This window comes from Mycolicibacterium anyangense, assembly GCF_010731855.1.
Taxonomy (GTDB): Bacteria; Actinomycetota; Actinomycetes; order Mycobacteriales; family Mycobacteriaceae; genus Mycobacterium; species Mycobacterium anyangense.
The window spans coordinates 3412508-3437918 of sequence record NZ_AP022620.1; the positions used below are offsets into that span (position 1 = coordinate 3412508).

The 25411-nt window shown below is 66.1% G+C and carries 26 protein-coding genes; 8 read left to right on the plus strand and 18 right to left on the minus strand.

Annotation, left to right across the window (positions count from 1 at the left end):
* Nucleotide 1: 1 nt before the first annotated feature.
* A complete protein-coding gene (locus G6N35_RS16090; protein ID WP_163807720.1) occupies nucleotides 2-532 on the minus strand; it encodes a gamma carbonic anhydrase family protein in 531 nt (176 codons plus the stop codon).
* A gap of 118 nt (nucleotides 533-650) precedes the next feature.
* On the opposite strand from G6N35_RS16090, the gene G6N35_RS16095 reads away from it, so the two are divergent.
* Nucleotides 651-1790, plus strand: coding sequence for a 3-ketosteroid-9-alpha-monooxygenase, oxygenase component (locus G6N35_RS16095; RefSeq protein WP_163805152.1), 1140 nt, complete (start codon nucleotides 651-653; stop codon nucleotides 1788-1790).
* Nucleotides 1787-2254: a hypothetical protein gene (locus G6N35_RS16100; RefSeq protein ID WP_163805153.1), complete on the plus strand. Its 468-nt coding sequence runs from the start codon at nucleotides 1787-1789 to the stop codon at nucleotides 2252-2254. Before G6N35_RS16095 ends, G6N35_RS16100 begins: the two co-directional genes overlap by 4 nt.
* 74 nt (nucleotides 2255-2328) lie before the next feature.
* Here G6N35_RS16100 and G6N35_RS16105 read toward each other — a convergent pair whose 3' ends face one another.
* From G6N35_RS16105 to G6N35_RS16115, 3 genes are read right to left on the minus strand one after another with little or no spacing between them, the layout of a single operon-like run.
* Nucleotides 2329-3471, minus strand: coding sequence for a sulfotransferase family protein (locus G6N35_RS16105; RefSeq protein WP_179967367.1), 1143 nt, complete (start codon nucleotides 3469-3471; stop codon nucleotides 2329-2331).
* Nucleotides 3471-4253 carry an SDR family oxidoreductase gene (locus G6N35_RS16110; protein ID WP_163805154.1) on the minus strand — a complete coding sequence of 261 codons (783 nt, stop codon included), beginning with the start codon at nucleotides 4251-4253 and terminating at the stop codon, nucleotides 3471-3473. Before G6N35_RS16110 ends, G6N35_RS16105 begins: the two co-directional genes overlap by 1 nt.
* 3 nt (nucleotides 4254-4256) lie before the next feature.
* Nucleotides 4257-5384, minus strand: a complete 1128-nt coding sequence (locus tag G6N35_RS16115) for a hypothetical protein (RefSeq protein ID WP_163805155.1) — start codon at nucleotides 5382-5384, stop codon at nucleotides 4257-4259.
* Nucleotides 5385-5509: 125 nt separating this feature from the next.
* On the opposite strand from G6N35_RS16115, the gene G6N35_RS16120 reads away from it, so the two are divergent.
* The gene (locus G6N35_RS16120; protein ID WP_163805156.1) at nucleotides 5510-6412 is read left to right on the plus strand and encodes an IclR family transcriptional regulator; all 903 of its coding nucleotides are present in this window, start codon (nucleotides 5510-5512) and stop codon (nucleotides 6410-6412) included.
* On the opposite strand, the gene G6N35_RS16125 is transcribed toward G6N35_RS16120, so the two are convergent.
* The 5 genes from G6N35_RS16125 to G6N35_RS16145 form a co-directional block, all read right to left on the minus strand.
* Nucleotides 6413-6796: a hemophore-related protein gene (locus G6N35_RS16125; protein ID WP_163805157.1), complete on the minus strand. Its 384-nt coding sequence runs from the start codon at nucleotides 6794-6796 to the stop codon at nucleotides 6413-6415. It lies immediately after the preceding gene.
* Nucleotides 6797-6884: 88 nt separating this feature from the next.
* Nucleotides 6885-8999, minus strand: coding sequence for a RecQ family ATP-dependent DNA helicase (locus tag G6N35_RS16130; protein ID WP_163805158.1), 2115 nt, complete (start codon nucleotides 8997-8999; stop codon nucleotides 6885-6887).
* A 31-nt stretch (nucleotides 9000-9030) separates the two neighbouring features.
* Complete coding sequence (dmpG, locus tag G6N35_RS16135; RefSeq protein ID WP_163805159.1) at nucleotides 9031-10080, minus strand: 4-hydroxy-2-oxovalerate aldolase; 1050 nt, start codon at nucleotides 10078-10080, stop codon at nucleotides 9031-9033.
* Nucleotides 10077-10991 (minus strand): acetaldehyde dehydrogenase (acetylating), encoded by a 915-nt coding sequence (locus G6N35_RS16140; RefSeq protein WP_163805160.1) that lies wholly within the window; start codon nucleotides 10989-10991, stop codon nucleotides 10077-10079. Before G6N35_RS16140 ends, dmpG begins: the two co-directional genes overlap by 4 nt.
* A gap of 12 nt (nucleotides 10992-11003) precedes the next feature.
* Nucleotides 11004-11789: a 2-keto-4-pentenoate hydratase gene (locus G6N35_RS16145; RefSeq protein WP_163805161.1), complete on the minus strand. Its 786-nt coding sequence runs from the start codon at nucleotides 11787-11789 to the stop codon at nucleotides 11004-11006.
* Nucleotides 11790-11944: 155 nt separating this feature from the next.
* Between G6N35_RS16145 and kstD the strand changes: the two genes are divergently transcribed.
* Together kstD and G6N35_RS16155 are read left to right on the plus strand one after the other, a co-directional pair.
* Nucleotides 11945-13627 (plus strand): 3-oxosteroid 1-dehydrogenase, encoded by a 1683-nt coding sequence (gene kstD / locus G6N35_RS16150; protein ID WP_163805162.1) that lies wholly within the window; start codon nucleotides 11945-11947, stop codon nucleotides 13625-13627.
* Between the two features lies 1 nt (nucleotide 13628).
* Nucleotides 13629-14489: an enoyl-CoA hydratase ChsH3 gene (locus tag G6N35_RS16155; RefSeq protein WP_163805163.1), complete on the plus strand. Its 861-nt coding sequence runs from the start codon at nucleotides 13629-13631 to the stop codon at nucleotides 14487-14489.
* A gap of 37 nt (nucleotides 14490-14526) precedes the next feature.
* Here G6N35_RS16155 and G6N35_RS16160 read toward each other — a convergent pair whose 3' ends face one another.
* The 7 genes from G6N35_RS16160 to G6N35_RS16190 all read right to left on the minus strand — a co-directional run bounded on the left by G6N35_RS16160 (nucleotide 14527) and on the right by G6N35_RS16190 (nucleotide 21485).
* A complete protein-coding gene (locus tag G6N35_RS16160; protein ID WP_163805164.1) occupies nucleotides 14527-15399 on the minus strand; it encodes a type IV toxin-antitoxin system AbiEi family antitoxin in 873 nt (290 codons plus the stop codon).
* A gap of 109 nt (nucleotides 15400-15508) precedes the next feature.
* Nucleotides 15509-16678 carry a 17-hydroxy-3-oxo-4-pregnene-20-carboxyl-CoA lyase gene (locus G6N35_RS16165; protein ID WP_163805165.1) on the minus strand — a complete coding sequence of 390 codons (1170 nt, stop codon included), beginning with the start codon at nucleotides 16676-16678 and terminating at the stop codon, nucleotides 15509-15511.
* Complete coding sequence (locus tag G6N35_RS16170) at nucleotides 16678-17088, minus strand: MaoC family dehydratase (protein ID WP_407664554.1); 411 nt, start codon at nucleotides 17086-17088, stop codon at nucleotides 16678-16680. Before G6N35_RS16170 ends, G6N35_RS16165 begins: the two co-directional genes overlap by 1 nt.
* On the minus strand, nucleotides 17070-18044 hold the full coding sequence (locus G6N35_RS16175) for a bifunctional MaoC family dehydratase N-terminal/OB-fold nucleic acid binding domain-containing protein (protein ID WP_163805167.1): 975 nt from the start codon (nucleotides 18042-18044) through the stop codon (nucleotides 17070-17072). The genes G6N35_RS16170 and G6N35_RS16175 overlap by 19 nt, the downstream gene beginning before the upstream one ends.
* Nucleotides 18044-19207, minus strand: a complete 1164-nt coding sequence (fadE29, locus tag G6N35_RS16180; RefSeq protein ID WP_163805168.1) for an acyl-CoA dehydrogenase FadE29 — start codon at nucleotides 19205-19207, stop codon at nucleotides 18044-18046. Before fadE29 ends, G6N35_RS16175 begins: the two co-directional genes overlap by 1 nt.
* Entirely contained in the window at nucleotides 19192-20211 is a 1020-nt protein-coding gene (locus tag G6N35_RS16185; RefSeq protein ID WP_163805169.1) for an acyl-CoA dehydrogenase family protein, read from the minus strand. The genes fadE29 and G6N35_RS16185 overlap by 16 nt, the downstream gene beginning before the upstream one ends.
* Nucleotides 20212-20234: 23 nt before the next feature.
* A complete protein-coding gene (locus G6N35_RS16190) occupies nucleotides 20235-21485 on the minus strand; it encodes a cytochrome P450 (RefSeq protein ID WP_163805170.1) in 1251 nt (416 codons plus the stop codon).
* Between the two features lie 120 nt (nucleotides 21486-21605).
* Here G6N35_RS16190 and G6N35_RS16195 point away from each other — a divergent pair, with 120 nt between their 5' ends.
* Genes G6N35_RS16195 through G6N35_RS16205 form a run of 3 tightly spaced genes read left to right on the plus strand, consistent with a single transcriptional unit; the run spans nucleotide 21606 to nucleotide 23615 of the window.
* A complete protein-coding gene (locus tag G6N35_RS16195) occupies nucleotides 21606-22769 on the plus strand; it encodes a steroid 3-ketoacyl-CoA thiolase (RefSeq protein ID WP_163805171.1) in 1164 nt (387 codons plus the stop codon).
* Nucleotides 22770-23144, plus strand: coding sequence for a DUF8021 domain-containing protein (locus G6N35_RS16200; protein WP_163805172.1), 375 nt, complete (start codon nucleotides 22770-22772; stop codon nucleotides 23142-23144).
* 15 nt (nucleotides 23145-23159) lie between these two features.
* Complete coding sequence (locus tag G6N35_RS16205; RefSeq protein WP_163805173.1) at nucleotides 23160-23615, plus strand: nitroreductase family deazaflavin-dependent oxidoreductase; 456 nt, start codon at nucleotides 23160-23162, stop codon at nucleotides 23613-23615.
* A gap of 76 nt (nucleotides 23616-23691) precedes the next feature.
* On the opposite strand, the gene G6N35_RS16210 is transcribed toward G6N35_RS16205, so the two are convergent.
* Together G6N35_RS16210 and G6N35_RS16215 are read right to left on the minus strand one after the other, a co-directional pair.
* Nucleotides 23692-24597 carry an SDR family oxidoreductase gene (locus tag G6N35_RS16210; protein ID WP_163805174.1) on the minus strand — a complete coding sequence of 302 codons (906 nt, stop codon included), beginning with the start codon at nucleotides 24595-24597 and terminating at the stop codon, nucleotides 23692-23694.
* A gap of 11 nt (nucleotides 24598-24608) precedes the next feature.
* Nucleotides 24609-25370: an SDR family oxidoreductase gene (locus G6N35_RS16215; protein WP_246224332.1), complete on the minus strand. Its 762-nt coding sequence runs from the start codon at nucleotides 25368-25370 to the stop codon at nucleotides 24609-24611.
* Between the last annotated feature and the right edge of the window lie 41 nt (nucleotides 25371-25411).

Genomic DNA, 25411 nt, shown 5'->3' on the forward strand with positions numbered 1-25411 from the left:
CTCAGGAGGCGACCTCCCCGAAGCCGGCCAGATAGCGCTGGGCCAGGTCCTGGTAGGCCTTGGGGTTGAGGTTCACCCACACCTCGGCGCCGGTGCCGGCGATCGGCCGCTTGACCGTGGCCGGCGCGCCGGTGACCAGAACCTCGTCCGGGATCTGGGTGCCGCCGGTGACCAGCGAGTGCGCGGCGACCATGCTGCGGGCGCCGACCACGGCGCCGTCGAGCACGGTGCAGTGGTTGGCGATCAGCGCCTCGGCGCCGATGTGCGCACCATGGATCGTGCACATGTGCGCGATCGTCGCGCCCGGACCGAGGTCCACCGGGATTCCCGGCGGTGCATGCAACACCGAACCGTCCTGCACGTTCGCGCCCTCTCGGATCACGATGGGCGCGAAGTCGGCCCGCAGGACGGCGTTGAACCAGACCGACGCGCCGGCCTCCACCGTGACGTCACCGACCAGGACGGCAGTGGGTGCGACGAACGCGGTGGGATCCACTCGCGGTGACCGGCCTTCGAACGAATACATCGGCATTGTCCAGATATACCCCATGTCATTTGGGTAATCCGCAGCTAGCAGCGTTGATATTGCGAGAGCTGACCTAGAAATTGTAACGTGTTCTAGTTGGCGACGGAGAAGTTGGAGGCGACAGGTGACTAGCGGCGTTCGCGAGATCGACACCGGAACCCTGCCGGATCGCTATGCCAGGGGCTGGCACTGCCTGGGGCCGGTCAAAGACTACCTGGACGGCAAGCCGCACCCGATCACTGCGTTCGGCACCAAGCTGGTGGTGTTCGCCGACGACTCGGGCGCCGTGCACGTGCTGGACGCCTACTGCCGCCACCTCGGCGGCGACCTGTCCCAAGGCACGGTAAAGGGCGACGCCATCGCCTGCCCGTTCCACGATTGGCGCTGGGGCGGCGACGGCCGCTGCAAGCTGGTGCCATATGCCAAGCGCACTCCGCGCCTGGCCCGCACCCGGTCCTGGGAGACCGACGTCCGCAGCGGTCTGCTGTTCGTGTGGCACGACCATGAGGGAAATCCGCCGCAGCCCGAGGTGCGTATCCCGGAGATCCCGGAGTACGCGGGTGGCGAGTGGACCGAGTGGAAGTGGAACTCGATGCTGATCGAGGGTTCCAACTGCCGCGAGATCGTGGACAACGTCACCGATATGGCGCACTTCTACTACATCCACTTCGGCCTGCCGACGTACTTCAAGAACGTCTTCGAAGGTCACATCGCCTCGCAGTACCTGCACAATGTCGGCCGACCGGACATCAACGACATGGGGACGGCTTACGTTGAGTCCCACCTGGATTCGGAGGCGTCCTACTTCGGGCCGTCGTTCATGATCAACTGGCTGCACAACACCTACGGCGGATTCAAGGCCGAGTCCATCCTGATCAACTGCCACTACCCGGTGACGCAGGATTCGTTCGTGCTGCAGTGGGGTGTGATCGTCGAGAAGCCCAAGGGGCTCGACGAGGCAATGAGCGACAAACTGTCTGACGCCATGGTCGCCGGGGTCAGCAAGGGCTTCCTGCAGGACGTCGAGATCTGGAAGCACAAGACGCGCATCGAGAACCCACTGCTGGTCGAGGAAGACGGTGCGGTGTACCAGATGCGCCGCTGGTATCAGCAGTTCTATGTCGACGTCGCCGACATCTCCCCCGATATGGTCGAGCGCTTCGAACTCGAGATCGACACCACGCCGGCCAACGAGAAGTGGAAGGTCGAGGTCGAGGAGAACCTCAAGCGCCAGGCCGACCAAGCGGGACAGCCGGCGACATGACCGTCGGGGACCAACCGCCTGACGTCGACGACTTGGCGCGGTCCATGATGGAGCTGCTCGGCGTGCACGACCACGACGAGCCGTACGCGGCTGACGGCGACGACGACGCCCCGTCGTCGTGGGCCAAGGCGCCCGATTTCGCCAGTAACCCGCAGCGGGCCGCGGCGGTGCACGAGGCCACCCGGCAGGATCGAGAACGCTATCTCAATGCGGGCTTGGCCGAGGTCGACTGCCGGTTCTGCCATGTGGCGGTGCGGGTCAAGAAGCTCGGCGCCGCCCACACCCTGGTGCAGTGGAACTCGCAGGCGCAGGACCGGTGTGCGTACTTCGCCGAGGTCCGGGCCGCCGGTGGCAGCAGCGCTCGCACCCGCGGCTGCCCGAAGCTGTCGGACAGCATCAAACATGCTGTCGCCGAAGGCTGCCTGGAGGAGTACTCCAGCGCTCCCGCCCCCGGCGACGGCTGAATCTTTCGCACCCAAACCGACGTCTGGGCGCGAAAGATCAAGTAGATCACACCATTTCGTCGATCTCGGCGCGACTACAGCCCCTTGAAGCGTTCCTTGACCTGGTCCTCGGTCAGCCCGTAGTCCGACAGCGAGTAGGTGTGCTTCGGCGCCCTCGGGCCCTGCTTGCTCTCCTCGTCGGTGGCCTGGATCGCCGCCCGCGCATCGTCGGTCATCTCGATACCGAAGTGCGTGTAGATGCTCTCGACGGTACCGATCGGGTCGCGGATCAGCTTGAAGTAGTCGACGTCGAAGAACTGCGCCTCGTCATGCTCGCGGCGTACCGCGTTGAACCGCTCCAGCCCACGTGACCACGTCTCGAGTGCATCGGCACCGATGACGTCACCGACGAACGTGTTCGACCATCCTTCGGTGGTGTGCGCGGACAGCGAGCACATCGACGCCATGATCGTCTCGGCCGGCCGGTGGCACTGCAGGATCAGCGCATCCGGGTAGGCAGCGAACACCGCGTCCAGGGCGAACAGATGACTGGGATTCTTGAGCACCCAACGCTTCTCGGGGTCGTTGAGACCGATCAGCTGCAGATTCTTGCGGTGCCGCAGATAGGGCTTGGTCCAGTCCTGCTTGGCCAGCCACTGCGCATAGCTGGGCACATGTGCCAACGTCTCATAGGAGACCGAATGCAGCGACTGGCGCAGCAGCTGCCAGCATTCCTCCACCTCGTCGGCAGTCATGTAGTGCAGGCCGGTGTAGTCCGGGTTCTCGTCGTGCGCCTTCTTGAACCGAGCGTCGAGTTCGGCGAAAACCGGGTTGTCCGGCCATGTTTCCCGCGGCGGACGCGGCTGCGGAAACTCCGCCAGCCACAGTTCCAGACCCTGATGGCGGGGATCGCCGCACAGCAGGCGATGCAGCGCGGTGGTGCCGGTGCGGGGCAGGCCGGTCACGAAGATCGGCCGCTCGATGGCGACCTCGACGTGCTGCGGGTACTGCTTGAAGGCAGCCTCGGACAGCAGCCGCGCCACCAGCGCATTACGCACGAAGAAGCGTTGCATCTTGCTACCGAGGTCGGTCAGGTCCGCTTCGGTGCGAAACGCGTTGAGCAGCACGCTCAGCGCTTCGCGGTAGTTGTCGTCGTCGACGCCGAAATCATCCAGACCGGTGGCCTTGGTGGCCGAGGCCAGCAGGCTCTCGACGCTGAGGAAATCGCTGGACCCCATCAGTTGTGGTACTCCCCGCAGTTGACATCCAGCGTCTGCCCGGTGATCCCACTGGACAGGTCGCTGGCCATGAACAGGATGGCCGAGGCGACTTCGTCCTCGGTCGGCAGCCGTTTGAGATCGGAGTTCACCGCGGCGGCGTTGTAGATCTCGTCCACCGTGGTGCCATACTTGCCGGCCTGATGCTCGAAGTAACCCTTCAGAGTGCCACCCCAGATATAGCCGGGCAGAACGGAATTCACCCGGATTCCCTGCCCGCCGAGCTCGCTGGCCAGCGACTCGGACATCGCCAGCAGCGCCGACTTGGCCATCTTGTAGGCCCCTTGCTTGGGGTCGGAATGCCGCACCACCATCGAATTCACGTTGACGATGGATCCCTTGGAATCCGACAGCGCCGGCGTGAAACCCTGGATCATCCGCAGCGCGCCGAGCACGGTGAGCTCGAGGGTATCCCGGATGTGGTCGAACGACGTCTGGCCGAACGGCCTCATCGACGGCACCTTGAACGCGTTGTTCACCAAGACGTCGACCCTGCCGTAGGCGTCCAGGGTCTGCTTGACGAGATTGTCCACCTGCGCGTCGTCGGTGATATCGGTGCCGACCGACAGTGCGCGCCGGCCCAGGTCCGCGACCTCCTTGGCGACGTCTTCCAGGCGCCCGACGGTACGCGCCGCCAGCACCAGGTCAGCACCCTCCTGCGCACATCGACGGGCCAGCGTGGTGCCCAGGGCTGGGCCCACACCGCTGATCACCACGACTTTGTTCTCCAGCAAGCCGGCCATGACTTATCCCACCATCCTGTTGCCGATTAACTTCTGGCGCAGCGCAATCCGCTCCCGCCAGCCTTCTTCGGAGATCTTGTTCTGCTCGTAGTAGGGCAGCTTGCCCGGCACCGCGTCGAGGTCGACCAGTTCCAGGGTCGGCCCATCGTCGGCGGTCAGCTCACGCGAGACGCGCTGCCACCGGAACTGCAGATAGCCCTTGCGGTGTCCCAGCGTCTCGACCCAGTTGGTGACCCCCGGGTTCTCGTCGGCGACGACGATGCGGATCTTGCCGTCCGGATCAGCTTGAGCCTGAGTGCCGTTCAGCGAGGTCTGGTGGTTGATGTAGTCCAGCGAGATGTACCAGAGGCTGCCGAGCTGGAAGCCGAGATACGGCGCATCCGTTTCCGGCAGGGTGAGAACGAGCGCCTTCCCGGGCGCCAGGTCGTAGTGGCCGACCGACGAATACTGGGTGGCCAGTCCGCCCGGTGTCAGCCGGGGCGCGGTGAGCGTGTTGACCGGGAGGTTGTCGTAGAACCACTTGGGGAACTGCAGCCAGGTCTTGACGCGTTGCACCAACTGCTTGCCCGCGGTGGCATACCGCTTGTCGATGAGCTCCTTGGTCAGAGCGGGCGGCGCCGTCCCTGCGGTGTCGGTGCGGGCGATCGCAAAGCTGCCGCGCTGCGCCGACCAGTCGTTGTAGACCTCGCGAATCACCAACTGCGCGTTGGTGTCCGGTGTGAAGCGCCACTCGAATGTCCCGTCGGCGGCAATGTCGAGCCGGCGGTCGTCGAAGGCGGTTTCGCTGTCCGGCACGACCTTGTCGGTGTACTCACCACCGAGCAGCTGGAAGCTGACATCGGTGGTGGTGCCACGCGTGCCGGTGACGACGTACTCCTTGCCCGCCACCACCCGGGTCCCGAAGTACATGGTGTCGGGATTGTCCAGCCCCATCTTGGTGAACGGCCCGGTACCCGAATGCAGGAAGGGATGGTCGCGGTCGTAGTCGAACGCCACATGCGTACAGGCGGCGATGCAGCCGGCCAGATATTGCAGGCCTTCCAGCAGGTCGGCCTCACTCTCGATGAACGGAGCTTCGGCGACCAGGCGCTCGGCCTCGGCGATGGCTTCCGCCAGCGGTTGGGTGTACATCGACTGCCTCGCGTTTCAATATTCGACCGCACTGGTACATCTTCTGGACCGACAGTAGAACGTGTTCTAATGTGAGTCAACATCGGTATCGGTTCATATCTGGAACGGAAAGGTACGATTCTGCAATGCAGAACGGCGAGTCGTCCGGACGCTCCTCTCCCCCGACCCAGCGCGTGGTGGCGATCCTGGACTTCCTGGCCAAGCATCCGCACGAACAATTCGGTCTGTCGCACCTGGCCCGTCGCCTCGAGCTGTCCAAGCCGACCTGCCTGGGCATCGTCACCACCCTGACCGAGTCCGGCTACCTGGTACGCGATCCGAAGGACAAGACCTATCGGCTGGGACCGAGCCTGATCACCCTGGGCCACATCGCTCAGGAGTCATTGCGCGTCAACCCCGCCGCCCGCGCCGAACTCAGCCGGTTGTCGAATACGTTCAACACCACCGCGGCTCTGGCCGGCGTTGTCGATGACCGGATCACCCTGCTCGAACTCATCGGTCCGCCCGGCTCCGACGTCGGCGTGCGGGTCGGTCAGAGCTACCCGTTCGCCCCGCCGGTCGGTCTGATGTTCGTGCTGTGGGACGACGACGCGCTGCGGACCTGGCTGGCCAAGACTCCGACCATCCCACTGCGCACCGACAGCCAGCGCCTCGAGCGCGTCGTCGCCGAATGCCGCTCGTCGGGCTACCTGGTCGAGCGGCTGACACCGGCGGGCCGGCGGCTCTACGCGCTGATGGCGGGGGTGTCGAGCACGCTGCCCGACGAATTGCGGGCGCTGCTAGGCGAATTGATCTCCGACATCGGTGAGCGTGTCCACCTGCCCGGCGAATCCGGCCCGCGACAACGCCACGACGTCAGCGTCATCGCCGCACCCGTCTACGACCACCACCACCGTCAGGCGATGACGGTCTCCCTGCAGATCGGCCGCGCGCTCACCGACGCCGAGATCACCAAGCACGCCCGCGGCCTGGTGGCCACGGCGGACGCGCTCACCGCCCAGCTCGGCGGCGCCAAACCCGCGTGGTGACTACAGCTCGCCGATGACGACGAGCGCCTCGGCCGGTTCGACCTGCAGACCGCACCGGTTCTGGAAGTCGACCAGCGGCGCCTTGATGGCGCGGATGTCGTTGGCCTGATCCGGATGGTCGTTGAAATACGTGTTGAAGGCGCCGATCGCTCCGAAGGCCGACTGCCGCGTCGCGTCGATGAGCGCCTGGTTGGCGTCCGGGTGCGCGGCGAAGTAGCTGGACAGGTTCGCGGTGACCGAGCTGATCGTCGACGAGAGGCCGGCGGCGTTGCAGTCCGCGGGCGGCACCGGAGCGGGCGAGGGCTCGGCCGCTGCTGAGGGCATCGAGACGGCACCGGCCGCGGCGGCGGCCAGCATGGCGAGGACGGCACGGCGGACGAGCATGGCGGTTCTCCCTTCGAAGGCGCGCAGCACTACCGCCGCGCGGCCACTGCAAGAAACGTCGCGCGGGTGGCGGCCGGTGTTACCCGGCTCAGCTGGTGGTCGCGATCACCAGGGGCAGCACCGCGGGCGCACCCGCGTCACGCACCACCCGGGCGGCCATCGTCATGGTCCATCCGGTGTCGCCGCGATCGTCGACGAGGAGGACCGGGCCGTCGGCCGCGGCGAGTGCGGCCGAATCCGGGGCCGACCACGAGCCGTCGAGGGCCGCTACCCGGTAGGCGGAGTTGGCGGCGGTGACCGGCCGCCGGCCGACGGCGTAGCGCAGCACGCCGAGGTCGGTCAGCCTGCCGATCCTGGCCAGCTCACCGGCCAGCGACGAGATCAGGACGGGATGGGTATCGGAGTCCATGGCCAGCACCGCCGTCGGGCGCTGGGCCCAGTCCCAGGCAGCCAGCACCTTGACCGCCGCCTGCACCACATCGGGCGGGACCGCAGCGTCGGGTTCGTCGAGTAGGCGTCGTAACCGCGGCCCCCAGCCCAGGTCGGTCAGCCGCCCGATCGCGCGGCCCGGCGCGGCACCGCCGGTGATGCGGCCGCTGAGTGCGACGCCCAGCCGTTCCAGGCCCGACGGCCACTGCTTGCGCGGGGCGATCTCGACCCCGGGACGCATCAGCCGGTCCTGGACAAGCGCTGCGGCATCCTGGTCGACGGCGGCGCCGAAACGGGCTCCGGCACAGTTGTCGCAGCGCCCGCACCGCTCGTCTGCGGTCAGCTCGGGGTCGTCGAGTTGTCGGCGCAGGAACGTCATCCGGCACTCGTCGGTGCTCTGGTAGTCGAGCATGGCCTGCTGCTCACGGCGGCGGGCTTCGTCGAGGTGGCGGTACCGATCCTCGTCGTACTCCCATGGTTGGCCGGTGGCAAGCCAGCCTCCCTTGACCCGCCGTGCCGCACCGTCGACGTCGAGCACCTTCAGCACCATCTCCAGCCGGGTGCGGCCCAGATCGACCAGCGGTTCCAACGCCGGCGTCGACTGCGGACGGTCCGGATCCAGTGCTCGAATCACGGTGCGCACCATCGATTCCGACGGAAACGCCACCGAGGCGAAATACCGCCAGACATCCTGATCCTCCCGGCCCGGCAGCAGCACCACCTCAGCGCTGTCGGTCGCGCGGCCGGCACGACCGACCTGCTGGTAGTACGCGATCGGCGACGACGGCGCCCCGAGATGCACGACGAAGCCAAGATCGGGTTTATCGAATCCCATCCCGAGTGCGGAGGTGGCAATGAGCGCCTTGACCCGGTTATCCAGCAGATCGGCCTCGAGTTGTTCGCGCTCAGCGGTTTCCGTGGCGCCGGTGTAGGCGGCCACCTCGTGGCCCCGCTCACGCAGCAGCGCCGCCACATCGTGCGCCTGGGCGACGGTCAGCGTGTAGACGATCCCGGAACCGGGCAGCGAATGCAGATGCTCGGCCAGCCACGCCGTGCGTTGCGCACCGCCGCCGGCCGCCACCACCGACAGCCGCAGCGACTGCCGGTCCAGTCCGCCGCGCAGCACCAGCGTGTCACGGCCACCACCGGGCACATTGTCGGCACGGCCGACACCCAGTTGCGCGGCGACATCGGTGACGACGCGATCGTTGGCGGTGGCGGTGGTCGCCAAAACCGGTACATCCGAACCGAGTTCGGCGATCAGCGTTCGGATCCGCCGGTAGTCGGGGCGGAAGTCATGACCCCAGTCCGAGACGCAGTGCGCCTCGTCGACCACGACCAACCCGGCATCGGCAGCCAGCGCCGGTAACACGGTGTCGCGAAAATCGGGATTGTTCAACCGTTCCGGGCTGACGAGCAGGACATCGAGCTCCCCGGCGTTGACCCGCTGGTGTATCTCGTCCCACTCCGTGACATTGCCAGAGTTGATGGTGGCCGCCCGCACGCCCGCGCGCTGCGCAGCCGCGACCTGGTTGCGCATCAACGCCAGCAGCGGCGAGACGATGACCGTGGCACCGCGCCCCTGCTCACGCAGCAGCTTGGCGGCGATGAAGTACACCGCAGACTTGCCCCATCCGGTGCGCTGTACGACCAGTGCCTGCCGGCGCTGGACCACCAGCGCCTCGATGGCGGCCCACTGGTCGTCTCGCAACACGGCGGCCGGGCCGGCCAATTGCTCAAGGACGGCCTGGGCGTCGGCTCGGGTCGCGGTCATGCACCCCATCGTGCCCGGGGGTGCTGACACCTTAGGTGGCGGCCGCCTCTTGTTCGCGCTTGATCTCCAGCGCGATGTCGATCAGCTGATCCTCCTGGCCACCGATCAGCTTGCGCTGGCCGACGCGCAGCAACAGCTCGTGGGCGGGCACGCCGTAGCGTTCGCCCTGACGAACCGCGTGCTTGAGGAAGCTGGAGTACACCCCGGCGTAACCCATCACCAGTGCGTTGCGGTCCAGCAGGCACTCCGCAGGCATGGCGGGCGCGACGACCTCCTCGGCGGCGTCGGCGATCTCGAAGAAGTCGATACCGGTCTTGACGCCGATCTTGTCGAACACCCCGACCAGCGCCTCGACCGGCGCGTTGCCGGCTCCGGCTCCGAACCTCCGGCAGGATCCGTCGATCTGCTTGGCACCCGCACGGACGGCTTCGACCGAGTTCGCCACGCCGAGCCCGAGGTTCTCGTGGCCGTGGAAGCCCACCTGGGCATCGCCACCCAGTTCGGCGACCAGCGCGGCCACCCGGTCGGCAACACCTTCGAGCACCAGGGCGCCGGCGGAATCCACCACGTAGACGCACTGGCACCCGGCGTCGGCCATGATCCTGCCCTGCGCGGCCAGCTTCTCCGGGGAGATGGTGTGGCTCATCATCAGGAACCCGACGGTCTCCAGGCCCAGCTCACGGGCCAGCCCGAAGTGCTGGATCGATACGTCGGCCTCGGTGCAGTGGGTGGCGATCCGGCAGATCGACCCGCCGTTGTTCTGCGCTTCCTTGATGTCCTCCTTGGTGCCCACGCCCGGCAGCATCAGGAAGGCGATCTTGGCTTCCTTGGCCGTCTCGGCCGCGAGCTTGATCAGCTCCTGCTCGGGAGTCTTGGAGAAGCCGTAGTTGAAGCTCGAACCGCCGAGCCCGTCACCATGAGTCACCTCGATCACCGGGACACCCGCATTGTCGAGTGCGGCAACGATGGCGCCGACCTCGTCCTTGGTGAACTGATGCCGCTTGTGATGGCTGCCGTCACGCAGGGAGGTGTCCGTCATCCGGACGTCCCAACTGGCGTCGAAGAAGATTCCGTCGGTCATCGTGTGCCTCCTGCTACGGCCGCAGCCTCTTTGGCGATTTCCTCGCCCACCTTGGTCGCGGCGGCGGTCATGATGTCCAGGTTTCCCGCATATGGCGGGAGATAGTCACCCGCGCCCTCGACCTCCACGAAGGTGGTGACGACGAAGTTGCCGCCGTTGACCACCGACGGCTCGTCGAACTGCGGTTCGTTGAGCAAGCGGTAACCGGGGACGTAGGTCTGCACCTCGGCCACCACCTCCTTGATCGACGCGGTGATGGCATCGCGGTCGGCGTCCTCGGGGATCGCGCAGAAGATGGTGTCGCGCATGATCATCGGCGGGTCCGCCGGATTCAGGATGATGATCGCCTTGCCGCGCTTGGCGCCACCGATGACCTCGACACCCGCACTGGTGGTCTTGGTGAACTCGTCGATGTTGGCCCGCGTGCCGGGACCAGCCGACGCCGACGACACCGACGCCACGATCTCCGCGTAGGGCACATCCACGACGCGGCTCACCGCGTAGACCATCGGGATCGTCGCCTGGCCACCGCAGGTGACCATGTTGACGTTCGGAGCATCGAGGTGCGCGCGCAGGTTGGCCGGCGGGATGACACCGGGGCCGACTGCGGCCGGGGTCAGATCGATCGCGCGGATACCGGCTTCCTCGTAGCGCGGCGCAGCGGCCCGATGCACGTAGGCCGAGGTGGCTTCGAAGACCAGGTCCGGCTTCTCCGACTGCGCCAGCAGCCAGTCCACTCCCTCGTGGCTGGTCTCCAGTCCGAGTTTGCGTGCCCGGGCCAGACCCTCACTCTCGGGATCGATGCCGATCATCCAGCGCGGCTCGAGCCACTCCGAACGAAGGAGCTTGTACAGCAGGTCGGTGCTGATGTTGCCCGACCCGACGATGGCGACTGAGCTCTTCTGGCCCACGGGATGCTCCTCTTACTCGAATGACAGCCGGACTGAACCCAGACCGGCGAAGTCGGCGACGAACTGGTCACCAGGTCGGCAGTCGATGGCCCGCGTGCACGACCCCGGCAGGACGATGTCGCCGGCCTTGAGACGGACGCCGAAACTGTCGACCTTGCGCGCCAGCCACGCCACCGCGGTGACCGGGTTGCCCAGGACGGCGTCACTGCGCCCCTCGGCCACCACCTCGCCGTTGCGGGTCAGTACCGCGTCGATGCCCTGAATATCCACGTCCTTGGGCGAGACCCGCTCCTTGCCGAGGACGAACCCGGCCGACGACGCGTTGTCGGCGATGGTGTCGCATAGCGCGATCTTCCAGTCCTTGATGCGGGTGTCGATCAGCTCGATCGACGGGGCGAAGGCAGCGGTGGCGGCCAGCACGTCGTCCTCCGTGCAGCCCTCACCCGGCAGATCGTCGGCGAGGATGAAGCCGACCTCGACCTCGACCCGGGGGTACAGGAACCGCCCGGCGGGAACCGGCACGTCCTCGAAGACCTCCATGTCGGCGAGCAGATGACCGTAATCCGGCTCGTCGACTCCCATCATCTTCTGCATCGCCTCCGAGGACAGCCCCACCTTGTGGCCGACCACCCGGGCGCCCTCGGCGACTCGCTGGCGGATGTTGATGAGCTGGATCTCGTAGGCGTCGACGACGTCGATGTCGGGGTGATTGGCGGTCAGGGGCGTCAACGGCACGCGGCTGCGCTCTGCCTCTGCGAGCTCGGCGGCAAGTTCCGCGCGGGTGGCGACACTGAGCATTCCCGGCTGTCCCCTTTATCGGTATGACCGGGGCGAACGGCACCCGGCGCAGGCAATTCTAGGCTCATCCGGGTACCCGCGTGATGGGCGTTCCGCTGACCGGAAAGGCGGGGTCAGTAGCGCCCGGACGGGGCAATTCTATAACGTGTTCTAGTATGACAGCTCAGGAGTTCGACGTCGTCGTCGTCGGAAGCGGTGCGGCCGGCATGGTCGCCGCACTCACGGCGGCCCACCAGGGACTATCCACCGTCCTCGTGGAGAAGGCTGCCCACTTCGGCGGATCGACCGCACGATCCGGCGGTGGCGTCTGGATCCCGAACAACGAGATCCTCAAGCGGGCCGGAGTCACCGATACGAAGGAAGCCGCGCGCACCTATCTGCACACGATCATCGGTGACGCGGTCGAGCCAGAACGCATCGACACCTACCTCGATCGCGCGCCCGAGATGCTCTCGTTCGTGCTCAAGCACACGCCGCTGAAGTTGTGCTGGGTCCCGGAGTACTCCGACTACTACCCGGAGGCGCCCGGCGGCCGTCCCGGCGGCCGCTCGATCGAACCAAAGCCGTTCGACGCCAAGAAGCTTGGGCCCGACGAGAAATATCTGGAGCCGGCCTACGGCAAAGTGCCCCTCAATGTCGTTGTCATGCAGCAGGATTACGTGCGCCTCAACCAACTCAAGCGCCATCCGCGGGGTGTGCTGCGCAGCCTGAAGGTCGGCGCCCGGACCGTGTGGGCCAATGCACGCGGAAAGAACCTCGTAGGTATGGGCCGGGCCTTGATCGCGCCCTTGCGCATCGGCTTGCGGGAGGCCGGGGTGCCGGTGCTGCTGAACACCGCGTTGACCGATCTCTACGTCGAGGACGGCGTGGTCCGCGGCATCTATGTGCGCGACACAACCGGCCCCGAAGCCGCTGACCCGCAGCTGATCCGGGCACGCCGCGGCGTGATCCTGGGCTCTGGCGGTTTTGAGCACAACGAGCAGATGCGGATCAAGTACCAGCGCGCGCCGATCACCACGGAGTGGACGGTCGGCGCGGCGGCCAACACCGGCGACGGTATCGTCGCCGCCGAGAAGCTCGGTGCCGCTCTGGAACTGATGGAGGACGCCTGGTGGGGTCCGACGGTGCCGCTGGTCGGCGCACCGTGGTTCGCCCTCTCCGAGCGCAACTCCCCCGGATCGATCATCGTGAACCTGGCCGGCAAGCGATTCATGAACGAGTCGATGCCCTATGTCGAGGCCTGCCACCACATGTACGGCGGCCAGTACGGCCAGGGCTCCGGCCCCGGCGAGAACGTTCCCGCGTGGCTGGTCTTCGACCAGCAGTACCGCGACCGGTTCATCTTCGCCGGACTGCAACCGGGACAGCGCATTCCGAAGAAGTGGATGGAGTCCGGGGTGATCGTCAAGGCCGACACCCTGGCCGAGCTGGCCGAGAAGACCGGCCTTCCTGCTGACGCCTTCCTCGCAACCGTCGAACGCTTCAACGGCTTCGCCCGCTCGGGTGTCGACGAGGACTTCCGTCGCGGCGAGAGCACCTACGACCGCTATTACGGCGACCCTACCAACAAGCCCAACCCGAACCTCGGCGAGATCAAGCACGGACCGTTCTACGCGGCCAAGATGGTGCCGGGTGATCTGGGGACCAAGGGCGGTATCCGCACCGACGTGCGCGGCCGTGCCTTGCGCGACGACGGCTCGGTCATCGAAGGTCTCTATGCCGCCGGTAACGTGAGCGCCACCGTGATGGGGCACACCTATCCCGGACCCGGCGGCACCATCGGTCCAGCGATGGCCTTCGGCTACCTGGCCGCCCTGGACATCGCACGGAAGGGCTGACATGCCAATCGATCTCGACGTTGCACTCGGCGCCGAGCTGGACCCCATCGAGTTCTCGTGGAGCAGTAGTGACGTACAGCTCTACCACCTGGGCCTGGGCGCGGGCCAGGACCCGATGGATCCTCGAGAGCTGCGCTACCTGACCGACGGCACGCCGCAGGTGTTGCCGACGTTCAGCAGCGTGGCGGCCAGCTTCCACATGACCGAGGCCCCGAAGGTGCAGTTCCCCGGCATCGACATCGAGCTGAGCAAGGTGCTGCACGCCAGCGAGGCGGTGACGGTTGCCGGGCCCATCCCACCGAGCGGTACCGGACGGTCGGTGCAGAAGTTCACCGAGATCTGGGACAAGGGCAAGGCGGCGGTGATCGTCAGCGAGATGACCGTGACCGACCCCGCGGGCAACCTGCTGTGGACCACCAAGCGCTCGATCTTCGCCCGCGGCGAGGGTGGCTTCGGCGGCGAGCGTGGGCCGTCGACGTCGGTCGCAGCGCCGGAGCGCGCACCGGACCACGAGATCGCGGTCGCGGTGTCGCCGCAGCAGGCGCTGCTGTACCGGATGTGCGGGGATCGCAATCCGCTGCACTCCGATCCGGAATTCGCTGCGGCGGCGGGCTTTCCGCGACCCATCCTGCACGGGCTGTGTACCTACGGCATGACGTGCAAAGCGCTCGTCGACACCCTGCTCGACGGGGACGCGGCCCAGGTCGGCAGTTACGGTGCCCGGTTTGCCGGCGTCGTCTTCCCGGGCGAGACCATCAAGGTCAGTGCGTGGAAGGAAGACGGCCGTTACGTCGGCGTCGTCACGGTGCCGTCCCGTGAGGACGCCGTCGTGCTGTCCGACGTGGAATTCGTCCCGGCCTAGGTCGGCGGCCTTGCGCGCGTCGAGCGTCACACCAGAGTCACGCTGAGTGCCGAACGTCACTCACCTGTGACGCTCGGCGGGCGATTGCCTCCCGCACGCGGCGGATGATGTCGATTGGCCTATCGCCGGCGACCACCCTGATCACGATCCAGCCGAGCCGTTCGAGTGCTTCCAGCCGGCGGACGTCCCAGGTGTACTGGCGACGATCTTTGCGATGTTGTTCACCGTCGTACTCGGCGGCGACCTTGACGTCTTCCCATCCCATGTCGAGATAGCCCACCAATTGGCCGAATTCGTCGTGGACCGGAATCTGCGTCGTAGGAATCGGCAGGCCGGCATCCACGAGGAGTACACGCAGCCACGTCTCCCTGGGCGACTGAGCCCCGCGGTCAACCAGATTCAGAATACTGCGGGCTTGTCGAATACCCCTGCGACCTGGATATCTTTCGATCAGCGCGAGTACCTCACCGGTGTCGAATTGCGAGGCACGGGCAAGGTCGTCGAGAACTGCTAAGGCGGTTACCCGTGGATACCAACACGCTAGGTCGAGTGCGGTACGTACGGGCGTTGTGACAGCCATACCGTCGACGACCATGAGCTCATCGTCGGCGAGACGGTCGCCCCGGACAGCGATGCCGGGCAGTCTGTTGCGGTTGTGGTGGATGAGGTCGACCGGGGTCTGCCGGTCGATCCATTGCGCGCCGAACACTGCTGCGGCCGACCGCCCCGCCACGACCGCTTCGCGCCCCGACCACAACCATCCTGCGCGTGCTTGGAGACGAGGATCCAGATCTGCAGTCGCTACCACATACACGTTTGGAAAGAGTCGGCTGTACCGACGGCTACGCAGATCACTCTTGGCGAGCTCCCCAGCGACCACGGCCTCGCTCCCTACGAAAGGCTCGATCATGGCAGGAGTGTGCCGCTGGCCACCGACAAGCCCTGTCGAGCGTCACTCCAGAGTCCCGCTCGACGCTCAATGTCACTCTGGTGTGACGCTCGGCGCAAAGCTGACCTCGCTAGCCGAGAATCAGGCCCGAAGTGGGCACGCCGGTGCCGGCGGTGACGAGCACGTGCTCGACGTCGGGCACCTGGTTGACCGAAGTGCCGCGCAGCTGCCGCACACCTTCGGCGATGCCGTTCATCCCGTGGATGTAGGCCTCGCCCAGCTGTCCACCATGGGTGTTGATCGGCAGCCGTCCACCGAGTTCGATGGCACCGTCGGCAATGAAGTCCTTGGCCTCACCCCAGCCGCAGAATCCCAACTCCTCCAACTGAATCAGCGTGAAGGGGGTGAAGTGGTCGTAGAGGATCGCGGTCTGGATGTCGGTCGGCTCGAGACCCGACTGCGCCCACAGCTGCTTGCCGACCAGACCCATTTCCGGCAGGCCGTCCAACTCCGGACGGTAGTAGCTGACCATCGAATACTGGTTGGGGCTCGACCCCTGTGCCGCGCCCTCGATGATGGCCGGACGGTGCTTGAGATCGCGTGCTCTCTCGGCGGAGACCACGACGATCGCCACCCCGCCGTCGGTCTCCTGGCAGCAGTCCAGCAGCCGCAGCGGCTCGGCGATCCATCGCGATTCCTGATGCTCCTCGATGGTGATCGGCTTGCCGTAGAAGTACGCCTTCGGATTGTTGGCGGCGTGCTTGCGGTCGGCCACCGAGATCGCACCGAAGTCCCGGCTGGTCGCACCGGAAAGGTGCATGTAGCGCTTGGCGATCATCGCGACCTGCGCCGCCGGGGTGGACAGCCCGTGCGGGTAGGAGAACGAGTTGTCCACACTCGTGGAGTCCGCGCCCTGGATCAGCCGCAGCTGCACCTGACCGAACCGCATCCCCGATCGCTCGTTGAACGCGCGGTATGCCACAACACAATCAGCGACACCGGTGGCCACCGCGATCGCGGCCTGCTGCACCGTCGCGCACGCCGCGCCGCCACCGTGGTGGATCTTGGAGAAGAACTTCAAGTCCCCGATTCCGGTCGCCCGTGCAACGGCCACCTCGGTGTTGGAATCCATGGTGAACGTCACCATGCCGTCGACGTCGGCGGGGGTCAGCCCCGCGTCGTCGAGCGCGTCCAGCACCGCTTCGGCGGCCAGCCGAAGTTCACTGCGCCCGGAATTCTTGGAGAAGTCCGTGGCACCGATCCCCGCGATAGCCGCCTTCCCCGAAAGCTCACCGGGCATCAGGCGTCTCCTCCGATCGTCAGCGTCGAGGTCGCGATCACATGGTCGCCGAGACTATTGCTCCCAACGACTTTCACCGTGATCAGACCGTCGTCGACAGCGGTCACCTCACCCTTGAACGTCACCGTGTCATAGGCGTACCACGGCACCCCCAGACGCAGACCGATCGTCTTGATGATCGCGTTCGGTCCCGCCCAGTCGGTGATGTAGCGCTGCACCAAACCCGTGTCGGTGAGGATGTTGACGAAGATATCCTTGGAGCCCTTGGCCTGCGCCTTGTCCCGGTCGTGGTGGACGTCCTGGTAGTCCCGGGTGGCGATGGCGGTGGACACGATGAACGTGGGATCACCGTAGAGGGCCAGTTCGGGCAGCTTGGTGCCCACCTCAACACTCATGCGTCGGGCTCCCATGCATACAGGGTCCACGCCGGCCCATCGTCACCAGCGGGGAAGTCGATATACGTTGCGTGAACCGGCATTCCGATCTGCACCGTCGAGTGGTCGACGTTGCGCAACTCGCCGAGCATGCGCACGCCCTCCTCGAGTTCGACGAGCGCGATCACGAATGGCACCGTGCGACCGGGCACCTTGGGTGCGTGGTGCACCACGAAGCTGAACACCGTGCCCTTGCCGCTGGCGACGACGTAGTCCGTCGGAGCATCTTTGTCGGCCCACAGTGCGGGAACCGGTGGGTGCTGCAGCGTCCCGTCCGGACGCTGCTGCAGCCGTAGCTCGTGTGCGTTCACACCGTCCCAGAAAAACTGGGTGTCCTTAGACGGCGCTGGCCGCATCATGAACGCCGGGTCCAGGTCCTCCGGGACGGACGACGGTGCCGATGATCCCTTGTCGGCAGGAATGAACTTCATGATGCGCCACATCATTTCGGCGACAGGTTCTTTCTGGTCGTCGCCGCTGTACCAGGTGATCTTCTGCGTGATGAAGAACCCCTCGCCGAGCGCCGTCGTCTTCGGCCCGACCACGTCGGTCAGTTCTGCACTGACACTGACCTCTTCGCCGGGACGCAGGTAACGGTGATAGGTCTGCTCGCAATTCGTGGCGACCACACCGATGTACCCGGCCTCGTCGAACAGCGTGATGATCTTGCCCAGCGGGTCGTCGTCGGGGCGCACCCCGCCGAGGCCCATCATGGTCCAGACCTGGATCATCGCCGGCGGCGCAACGGTGCCGGGATGGCCCGCCTCCTTGGCTGCCGCCTCGTCGACGTAGATCGGGTTCTTGTCGCCGAGGGCATCCAGCCAGTGGTCGATCATCGGCTGGTTCACCGGATGACGGCCGACGCGCGGCTTGCTCTTGCCGTCAGCCTTCACCTTCTCCGCAGCAGCGCGGATGTCATCGATAGCACTCATCACCGAGGCACCCTCGGCACCTTGAGACCCGACGCTGCGACCTGTTCTCGCATCACCTCGTTGACGCCACCGCCGAAAGTGATGACCAGGTTGCGCTTGGTCTGGGAGTCCAGCCAGTCCAGCAGTTCGGCGGTCTGCTGCTCTGCCGGATTGCCGTACTTGCCGACGATCTCCTCGGCCAGGCGCCCGATCCGCTGGATTCGCTCGGTCGAAAACACCTTGGTGGCAGCGGCATCCGCGATGTCGATGGTCTCGCCGGCGGCGGCGACCTGCCAGTTGAGCAGCTCGTTGATTCGCCAGATCGCCTTGATCTCGCCCAGCAGTCGACGTACGTCGTCGTGGTCCAGCGGCGTCACACCGTTACCGCCCGGCTTGGATGCCCACTCGTGCACGCGGTCGTAGATGCCGGCGATCCTGCCCGCCGGTCCGAGCATCACCCGTTCGTGGTTGAGCTGGGTGGTGATGAGCCGCCACCCGGCATTCTCCTCGCCGACGAGCATGTCGGCCGGAACACGGACATCGTTGTAGTAGGTGGCGTTCGTGTGGTGCGCGCCGTCGGACAAGATGATCGGAGTCCAGGAGTATCCCGGATCGGTGGTGTCGACGATGAGGATCGAAATCCCCTTGTGCTTCACCGCATCCGGATCGGTGCGGCAGGCCAGCCAGACGTAGTCGGCGTCGTGTCCGCCGGTGGTCCAGATCTTCTGGCCGTTGACGATGTACTCATCGCCATGGCGCACCGCGGAGGTGCGCAGCGACGCGAGGTCGGTGCCGGCCTCGGGCTCGGAGTACCCGATGGCGAAGTGCACCTCACCGGCCAGGATGGCGGGCAGGAACTTCTTCTTCTGCGCCTCGGTGCCGTAGACCTGCAGGGTGGGGCCGACGGTCTGCAGCGTGACGGCGGGCAGCGGAACATCCGCCCGGGCAGCCTCGTTGACGAAGATCGACTGCTCGACCGGCCCGAAACCGTGGCCGCCGAACTCCTTCGGCCAGCCCACGCCGAGCTTGCCGTCGGATCCCATCCGCTTGATGATCGCGCGGTAGGCCTTGCCGTGGCGGTCGACTTCCATCTCGGCCCGCTCCTCGGGCGAGATGAGATTGGCGAAGTACTGCCGCAATTCGGCTTGCAGCTGGCGCTGCTCCGGGGTCAGTTCGATGAACATTGCGCTCCCACCAGGTCGAGACGATAAGACGGTCCACCCAGCAGACGGGTGAGGTCCTTGATCGTGGAGTAGTAGCGGTGCATGGGATAGGTGATGTCCATGCCCATACCACCGTGCAGGTGATGGCAGGTCTGCATTGCGGGCGGCGCCTGCGACGTCAGCCAGTAGCTCAGCACGTCGATGTCATCATCGGCGTCGCGGCCCTCGGCCAGCCGCCACACGACCGTATTGGCCGCCAAAGCCAGTGTCCGCGAGGCGATGTAGACCTCTGCGAGCTGAGCGGCCACGGTCTGGAAAGTGGACAGCGGCCTGCCGAACTGCTCACGGTTGGCCACATAGCCTGCCGTCAGCTTCAGTGCGCCTGCCACCAGTCCGGCCGCGAACGCTCCGATGGCTGCGGCGGCCAGTTGGTTGACCCGGTGCGGGGTCGCGCCGTCGAGTACATCGTCGGACTCGACGGCGACGTCGGTGAAGGTGACGGCGTATTCCTCACCGCCGGTGGAGGTCGGCGTCTTCGTCAGCTCGACACCCGGGGCTTGCGGCGAGACGACGACGACCCCGTTGTCGGCGGTGACCACCAGCCAGTCGGCCTGCTCCGCGTAGGGGACCGCCACCTTGGTTCCGTTGAGCAGGCCGGCGGCCAGCGTGGTCGCCGGGCGATCCGGCAACGAGGCACCGGGCTCGTTGAGCGCTGCCGAGAGGATGGCTCCTTTGGCCACCCCGCTCAGGAATCGGTCCTGCTGCGACTCGGAAGCCAGGTCGAGCAGCGGGATCAGGCCCAGCCCCAGGGTCGCCAAGGCCGGCGACACGGTGCCGTGGCGGCCGATCTCGGTCAGCGCCGTGGTGACCTCGGGCAGACCGACTCCGTCGCCACCCAGCCTCTCAGGTACGCCCAGTGCGGTGACGCCACCGGAAACCAGTGCGTCCCATGTATTCTCGCGATCCAGGACGGAGGTCACCACATCGGCGACAGCCTGCTGTTCCGGGTCCGGAGTGAAGTCCACCCGAATCCTCCTCGTGTCGTGGTCTAGACGGTGGCCGGTGTCTTACCGGTGTAGTCGACCTGCCAGTGCTTGATGCCGTTGAGCCATCCTGAACGTAACCGCTCCGGCGTGCCGATAGAGGTGAGATCGGGCATGTGGTCAGCGACGGCGTTGAACATCAGGTTGATGGTCATCCTCGCGAGGTTCGCGCCGATGCAGTAGTGCACACCGGTGCCGCCGAAGCCCACGTGCGGGTTGGGATCGCGCAGGATGTTGAACGTGTGCGGATCGTCGAACACTTCCTCGTCGAAGTTCGCCGAGCGGTAGAACATCGAGACGCGCTGGCCCTTCTTGATGGTCACACCGCCGAGTTCGACGTCTTCGAGCGCCGTGCGCTGGAACGCGGTGACCGGGGTGGCCCATCGGACGATCTCGTCGGCCGCGGTGGCCGGACGATCCTTCTTGTACAGTTCCCACTGCTCCGGGTGGTTGGCGAAGGCGATCATGCCGTGCGTGATCGAGTTGCGGGTGGTCTCGTTGCCGGCGACGGCCAGCATCATCACGAAGAAGCCGAACTCGTCCTCGGAGAGCTTCTCGCCGTCGATGTCCGCGTTCACCAGAGCCGTGACGATGTCGTCGCCGGGGTTGGCCGTCTTGACCCCGGCCATGTGCATGGCATAGGCCAGCACCTCCATCGAGGACTGCTTCGGATCGACGTGGGCGAACTCGGGATCCTCACCGCCGGTCATCTCGTTGGACCAGCGGAACAACTTCTCCCGATCCTCTTGCGGCACACCGAGAAGCCCGGCGATCGCCTGCAGCGGAAGCTCACAGGACACCTGCTCGACGAAGTCACCGGCGCCCTCGGCGGCGGCCGCCTTGGCGATGGCCTGGGCCCGATCGTTCAGTTCGTCCTGCAAGCGATTGACCGCCCGCGGCGTGAAACCCTTGGAAATGATGCGGCGCAGCCGGTCGTGGTGCTCACCATCCATGTTGAGCATGACGAAGCGCTGCAGGTCGATGTCCTCACGCGCCATGTCGTCCGGGAACTGTGGGATGGCGCCGTTCTCCCAACTGGAGAAGACGTCGTTGCGCCGGGATACCTCTTTGACGTCCTTGTGCTTGGTGACCACCCAATAGCCACCGTCATTGAAGCCGCCCTTTCCGATAGGCTGCTCGCACCACCAGATCGGCGCGACCTTACGCAGCTCAGCGAGCTCGTCGACCGGCAACTTCTTGACGTTGCGGTCCGGATCCAGGAAGTCGAATCCGTGCGGCAGGTTGGGGGTTGGCATGATCGCGCGCTCCTCGATATGACGTGTTCTAGTGCCAGTAAAACACGGCTCCACCGCAGACAAAAGGCGCAAAAGCATCCTCGCTTGTCAGAGTAATGAAACGTGTTCTAGCCTGACCTCATGGGTAATCCTGTCATCGTCGAAGCCACCCGCAGCCCGATCGGAAAGCGCGGCGGCTGGCTGTCCGGCCTGCATGCCACCGAGTTGCTCGGTGCCGTCCAGAAGGCGCTCGTGGAGAAGGCCGGGATCGACCCGAATGAGGTCGAGCAGGTCATCGGCGGCTGCGTCACCCAGTACGGCGAGCAGTCCAACAACATCACCCGGGTGGCCTGGCTGACGGCCGGCCTGCCCGAGCAGGTCGGTGCCACCACCGTCGACTGCCAGTGCGGCAGTGCCCAGCAGGCCAACCACCTGATCGCCGGTCTGATCGCCACCGGTGCGATCGACGTCGGGATCGCCTGCGGTATCGAAGCGATGAGCCGGGTGGGGCTGGGGGCCAACGCCGGTCCGGACCGCTCGCTGATCCGCGCTGCCTCGTGGGACATCGACATGCCCGATCAGTTCACCGCCGCCGAGCGCATCGCCAAGCGCCGCGGCATCACCCGCGAGGACCTCGACCACTTGGGCTTCCTGTCCCAGCAGAAGGCTAAGCGGGCCTGGGACGAGCACCGATTCGACCGCGAGATTTCACCCATCGAGGCTCCGATCCTCGACGAGAACAAGCAGCCCACCGCCGAGCGCCACTTCGTCAGTCGCGACCAGGGCCTGCGGGAGACCACGCTGGAGGGGCTGGCCGGCCTCAAGCCGGTGATGGAGGGTGCCAGCCACACCGCCGGTACCTCGTCGCAGATCTCCGACGGGGCGGCCGCCGTGCTGTGGATGGACGAAGACAAGGCCAAGGCTCTCGGCCTCAAACCGCGTGCCCGCATCGTCAGCCAGGCGCTCGTCGGCGCCGAAACCTACTACCACCTCGACGGCCCGGTGCAGTCCACCACGCGAGTGTTGGAGAAGGCCGGCATGAAGCTCGGCGACATCGACCTGGTCGAGATCAACGAGGCGTTCGCCTCGGTGGTGCTCAGCTGGGCGCAGGTCCACGACGCCGATATGGAGAAGGTCAACGTCAACGGTGGCGCGATCGCCCTGGGCCACCCGGTGGGCAGCACCGGCAGCCGGCTGATCACGACCGCACTGCACGAACTCGAGCGCACCGACCAGAGCACCGCCCTGATCACCATGTGTGCCGGCGGTGCGCTGTCGACCGGGACGATCATCGAGCGGATCTAAGTGCCCTCCACCGATGCCGAGCGCATTGCGGCGGCGCGCGCCTATATCGAGGCCCTCGCCAGTCACAAGGCCGACAACGTGCCGTTCGCGCCGGGCTGCACCCGCATCGAGTTCGGCGTCAAGACCGGATTCTCCGGAGATCACTTGCGCCGCAGCCTCAATCGCGGCCCGCAATACCTCGTCATCAAGTCGGTCAGCGAGCCGGAGTTCACTGTGAACGGTGACGAGGTGCACGCCCGATTCGAACTGCTCACCAAGCCGACGCTCGCGGGACGGCGCGTCGCCGCACGGATCGACGAGACGTTCCTGATCCCGGCCGCCGATGGCAAGATCCATCACATTCGGGCGGTCGTCCGCCCGTTCATCACGAGCTAGTCCGAGGAGTTCTTCTTGCCCAAACCCCGGCCCAAGGGCCTCGATACGCCGGCCACCAAGTTCATCATCAAGTGGATGTCGCGGGCACAGACCGCGGTGTACAAGGCGACCAAGGGCAAGATCGGCGGCAGTTTCCTCGAGGGCGCGCCGGTGGCGCTGCTGACGACGATCGGCCGCAAGAGCGGTGAGCCGCGGGTCGCGCCGTTGCTCTACCTACGCGAGGGTGATCGGATCGTGCTGGTGGCATCCCAGGGCGGCAGCGACAAGCACCCGTTGTGGTACCTCAATCTCAAGGCCAACCCGAAGGTCAAGGTCCAGATCAAGGACGAGGTGCTGGAGCTGACGGCCCGCGATGCCACGGAAGCGGAGCGCGAGGAGTACTGGCCGAAACTGACCGCTATCTACAAGGCCTTCGACGACTACAAGTCCTGGACCGACCGGGTGATTCCGGTCGTGATTTGCGACCCGTAGCTTTCCGCCGCGAATGGCCAGTTATGCCACGGATTTCGCGCTGCAGCGTGACATAACTGGCCATTCGGCGAGTGACTTAGGCGCCGAACACCGGCAGCGGCTCGCGGGACTTGGCCAGCAGGTCGGTGACCACCGGACCGAGCTCGGCGGGATCCCAGCGCGCCCCCTTGTCGATGTCGGCACCGCGGGCCCAACCCTCGGCGACGCGGATGATGCCACCCTCGACCTCGAACACCCGGCCGGTGACGTCGCGCGACTCGACGCTGCCGAGCCAGACCACCAGCGGCGAGATGTTCTCCGGCGCCATCGCGTCGAAGTCCTGATCCTGGGTGGACATCATGTCGGCGAAGACAGTCTCGGTCATGCGGGTGCGCGCCGAGGGTGCGATCGCGTTGACCGTCACCCCGATTCGGCTCATCTCAGCGGCGGCGACAAGGGTCAGGGCCGCGATACCGGCTTTGGCGGCGCTGTAGTTGGCCTGGCCCACGCTGCCCTGCAGCCCGGCGCCCGAGCTGGTGTTGATGATGCGGGCATCGACCGCCTCGCCGGCCTTGGACTTGGCCCGCCAGTACGTGCTGGCATGCTTCATGGTCGCGAAGTGTCCCTTGAGGTGCACGGCGATGACGGCGTCGAACTCCTCTTCGGAAGTGTTGACGAACATCCGGTCCCGCACGATGCCGGCATTGTTGACCAGGACGTCGAGCCCGCCGAAACTGTCCACGGCAGTCTGGATCAGTGCCTCGGCCTGCGCCCAGTCGGCGACGTTGGAGCCGTTGGCGACGGCTTCCCCACCGGCGGCGACGATTTCGTCGACCACGCCCTGGGCGGCGCTACCTCCACCGGCCGGGGATCCGTCGAGCCCGACGCCGATGTCATTGACCACCACCCGCGCCCCTTCGGCGGCGAATGCCAGCGCGTGCGCGCGCCCGATACCGCCACCGGCACCCGTGACGATGACCACTCGGCCGTCGAGCAAACCCATACCCTGTCTCCTTACTTGTTTGCGCTGGAGGCGGACAGATATGCCGGCGGCTCGCCACCACCGTGCACCGCCATCTTGGCCCCACTGATGTATGAGGCAGCGTCAGAAGCGAGAAATGCTGCGGCCCAGCCGATATCGGCAGGCTTGGCCAATCGGTCCAGCGGGATGGTCGCGGCCACCGCCGCCTGTGACTCGGCGTCACCGTAGAACAACTCGACCTGCTCGGTCTCGACCATGCCCACCACGAGGGCGTTGACCCGGACCTTCGGCGCCCACTCCACCGCAAGGGTGGTCGTGAGGCTTTCGACGCCGGCCTTGGCGGCGCTGTAGGCCGCGGTTCCCGGCGACGGGCGACCGGCGCTGACCGACGAGATCGACACGATCGATCCGCCGCGGGGCTGCTGCTGCATGACGGCGTTGGCGGCCTGCGAGACATGGAGCATGCCAAGGAGATTGAGTTCGATGATCTTCTGGTGAAACTTCGGCGATGCGTCGGCGGCCGGCACGTAGGGCGAGCCGCCTGCATTGTTCACCACCACATCGAGACGACCGTGCTCGGCCACGATGGCATCGATCATGGCGGCCACGGCCTCCGGATCACGGACATCGCAGCCGTGGAACGGGTACGGCAAGCCCTCGACGGGGCGCCGGGCGCAGGTCACGACGGTGGCACCCTGCTCGGCGAAGACCGCGCTGATGCCCGCACCGACGCCGCGCACACCGCCCGTCACGAGGACCACCCGGCCGCTCAGTTGCAGGTTGATACCGCTCACTGTGCTAGCGTACCAAGCAAGTGCTTGCTTAGGTATTCGCC

Coding starts and splice junctions, on each gene's coding strand:
- G6N35_RS16090 (WP_163807720.1), bottom strand. CDS start 532: ATGCCGATGTATTCGTTCGAAGGCCGGTCACCGCGAGTGGATCCCACC.
- G6N35_RS16100 (WP_163805153.1), top strand. CDS start 1,787: ATGACCGTCGGGGACCAACCGCCTGACGTCGACGACTTGGCGCGGTCC.
- G6N35_RS16105 (WP_179967367.1), bottom strand. CDS start 3,471: ATGGGGTCCAGCGATTTCCTCAGCGTCGAGAGCCTGCTGGCCTCGGCC.
- G6N35_RS16110 (WP_163805154.1), bottom strand. CDS start 4,253: ATGGCCGGCTTGCTGGAGAACAAAGTCGTGGTGATCAGCGGTGTGGGC.
- G6N35_RS16115 (WP_163805155.1), bottom strand. CDS start 5,384: ATGTACACCCAACCGCTGGCGGAAGCCATCGCCGAGGCCGAGCGCCTG.
- G6N35_RS16120 (WP_163805156.1), top strand. CDS start 5,510: ATGCAGAACGGCGAGTCGTCCGGACGCTCCTCTCCCCCGACCCAGCGC.
- G6N35_RS16125 (WP_163805157.1), bottom strand. CDS start 6,796: ATGCTCGTCCGCCGTGCCGTCCTCGCCATGCTGGCCGCCGCCGCGGCC.
- G6N35_RS16130 (WP_163805158.1), bottom strand. CDS start 8,999: ATGACCGCGACCCGAGCCGACGCCCAGGCCGTCCTTGAGCAATTGGCC.
- dmpG (WP_163805159.1), bottom strand. CDS start 10,080: ATGACCGACGGAATCTTCTTCGACGCCAGTTGGGACGTCCGGATGACG.
- G6N35_RS16145 (WP_163805161.1), bottom strand. CDS start 11,789: ATGCTCAGTGTCGCCACCCGCGCGGAACTTGCCGCCGAGCTCGCAGAG.
- kstD (WP_163805162.1), top strand. CDS start 11,945: ATGACAGCTCAGGAGTTCGACGTCGTCGTCGTCGGAAGCGGTGCGGCC.
- G6N35_RS16155 (WP_163805163.1), top strand. CDS start 13,629: ATGCCAATCGATCTCGACGTTGCACTCGGCGCCGAGCTGGACCCCATC.
- G6N35_RS16160 (WP_163805164.1), bottom strand. CDS start 15,399: ATGATCGAGCCTTTCGTAGGGAGCGAGGCCGTGGTCGCTGGGGAGCTC.
- G6N35_RS16165 (WP_163805165.1), bottom strand. CDS start 16,678: ATGCCCGGTGAGCTTTCGGGGAAGGCGGCTATCGCGGGGATCGGTGCC.
- G6N35_RS16170 (WP_407664554.1), bottom strand. CDS start 17,088: ATGGGAGCCCGACGCATGAGTGTTGAGGTGGGCACCAAGCTGCCCGAA.
- G6N35_RS16175 (WP_163805167.1), bottom strand. CDS start 18,044: ATGAGTGCTATCGATGACATCCGCGCTGCTGCGGAGAAGGTGAAGGCT.
- fadE29 (WP_163805168.1), bottom strand. CDS start 19,207: ATGTTCATCGAACTGACCCCGGAGCAGCGCCAGCTGCAAGCCGAATTG.
- G6N35_RS16190 (WP_163805170.1), bottom strand. CDS start 21,485: ATGCCAACCCCCAACCTGCCGCACGGATTCGACTTCCTGGATCCGGAC.
- G6N35_RS16195 (WP_163805171.1), top strand. CDS start 21,606: ATGGGTAATCCTGTCATCGTCGAAGCCACCCGCAGCCCGATCGGAAAG.
- G6N35_RS16210 (WP_163805174.1), bottom strand. CDS start 24,597: ATGGGTTTGCTCGACGGCCGAGTGGTCATCGTCACGGGTGCCGGTGGC.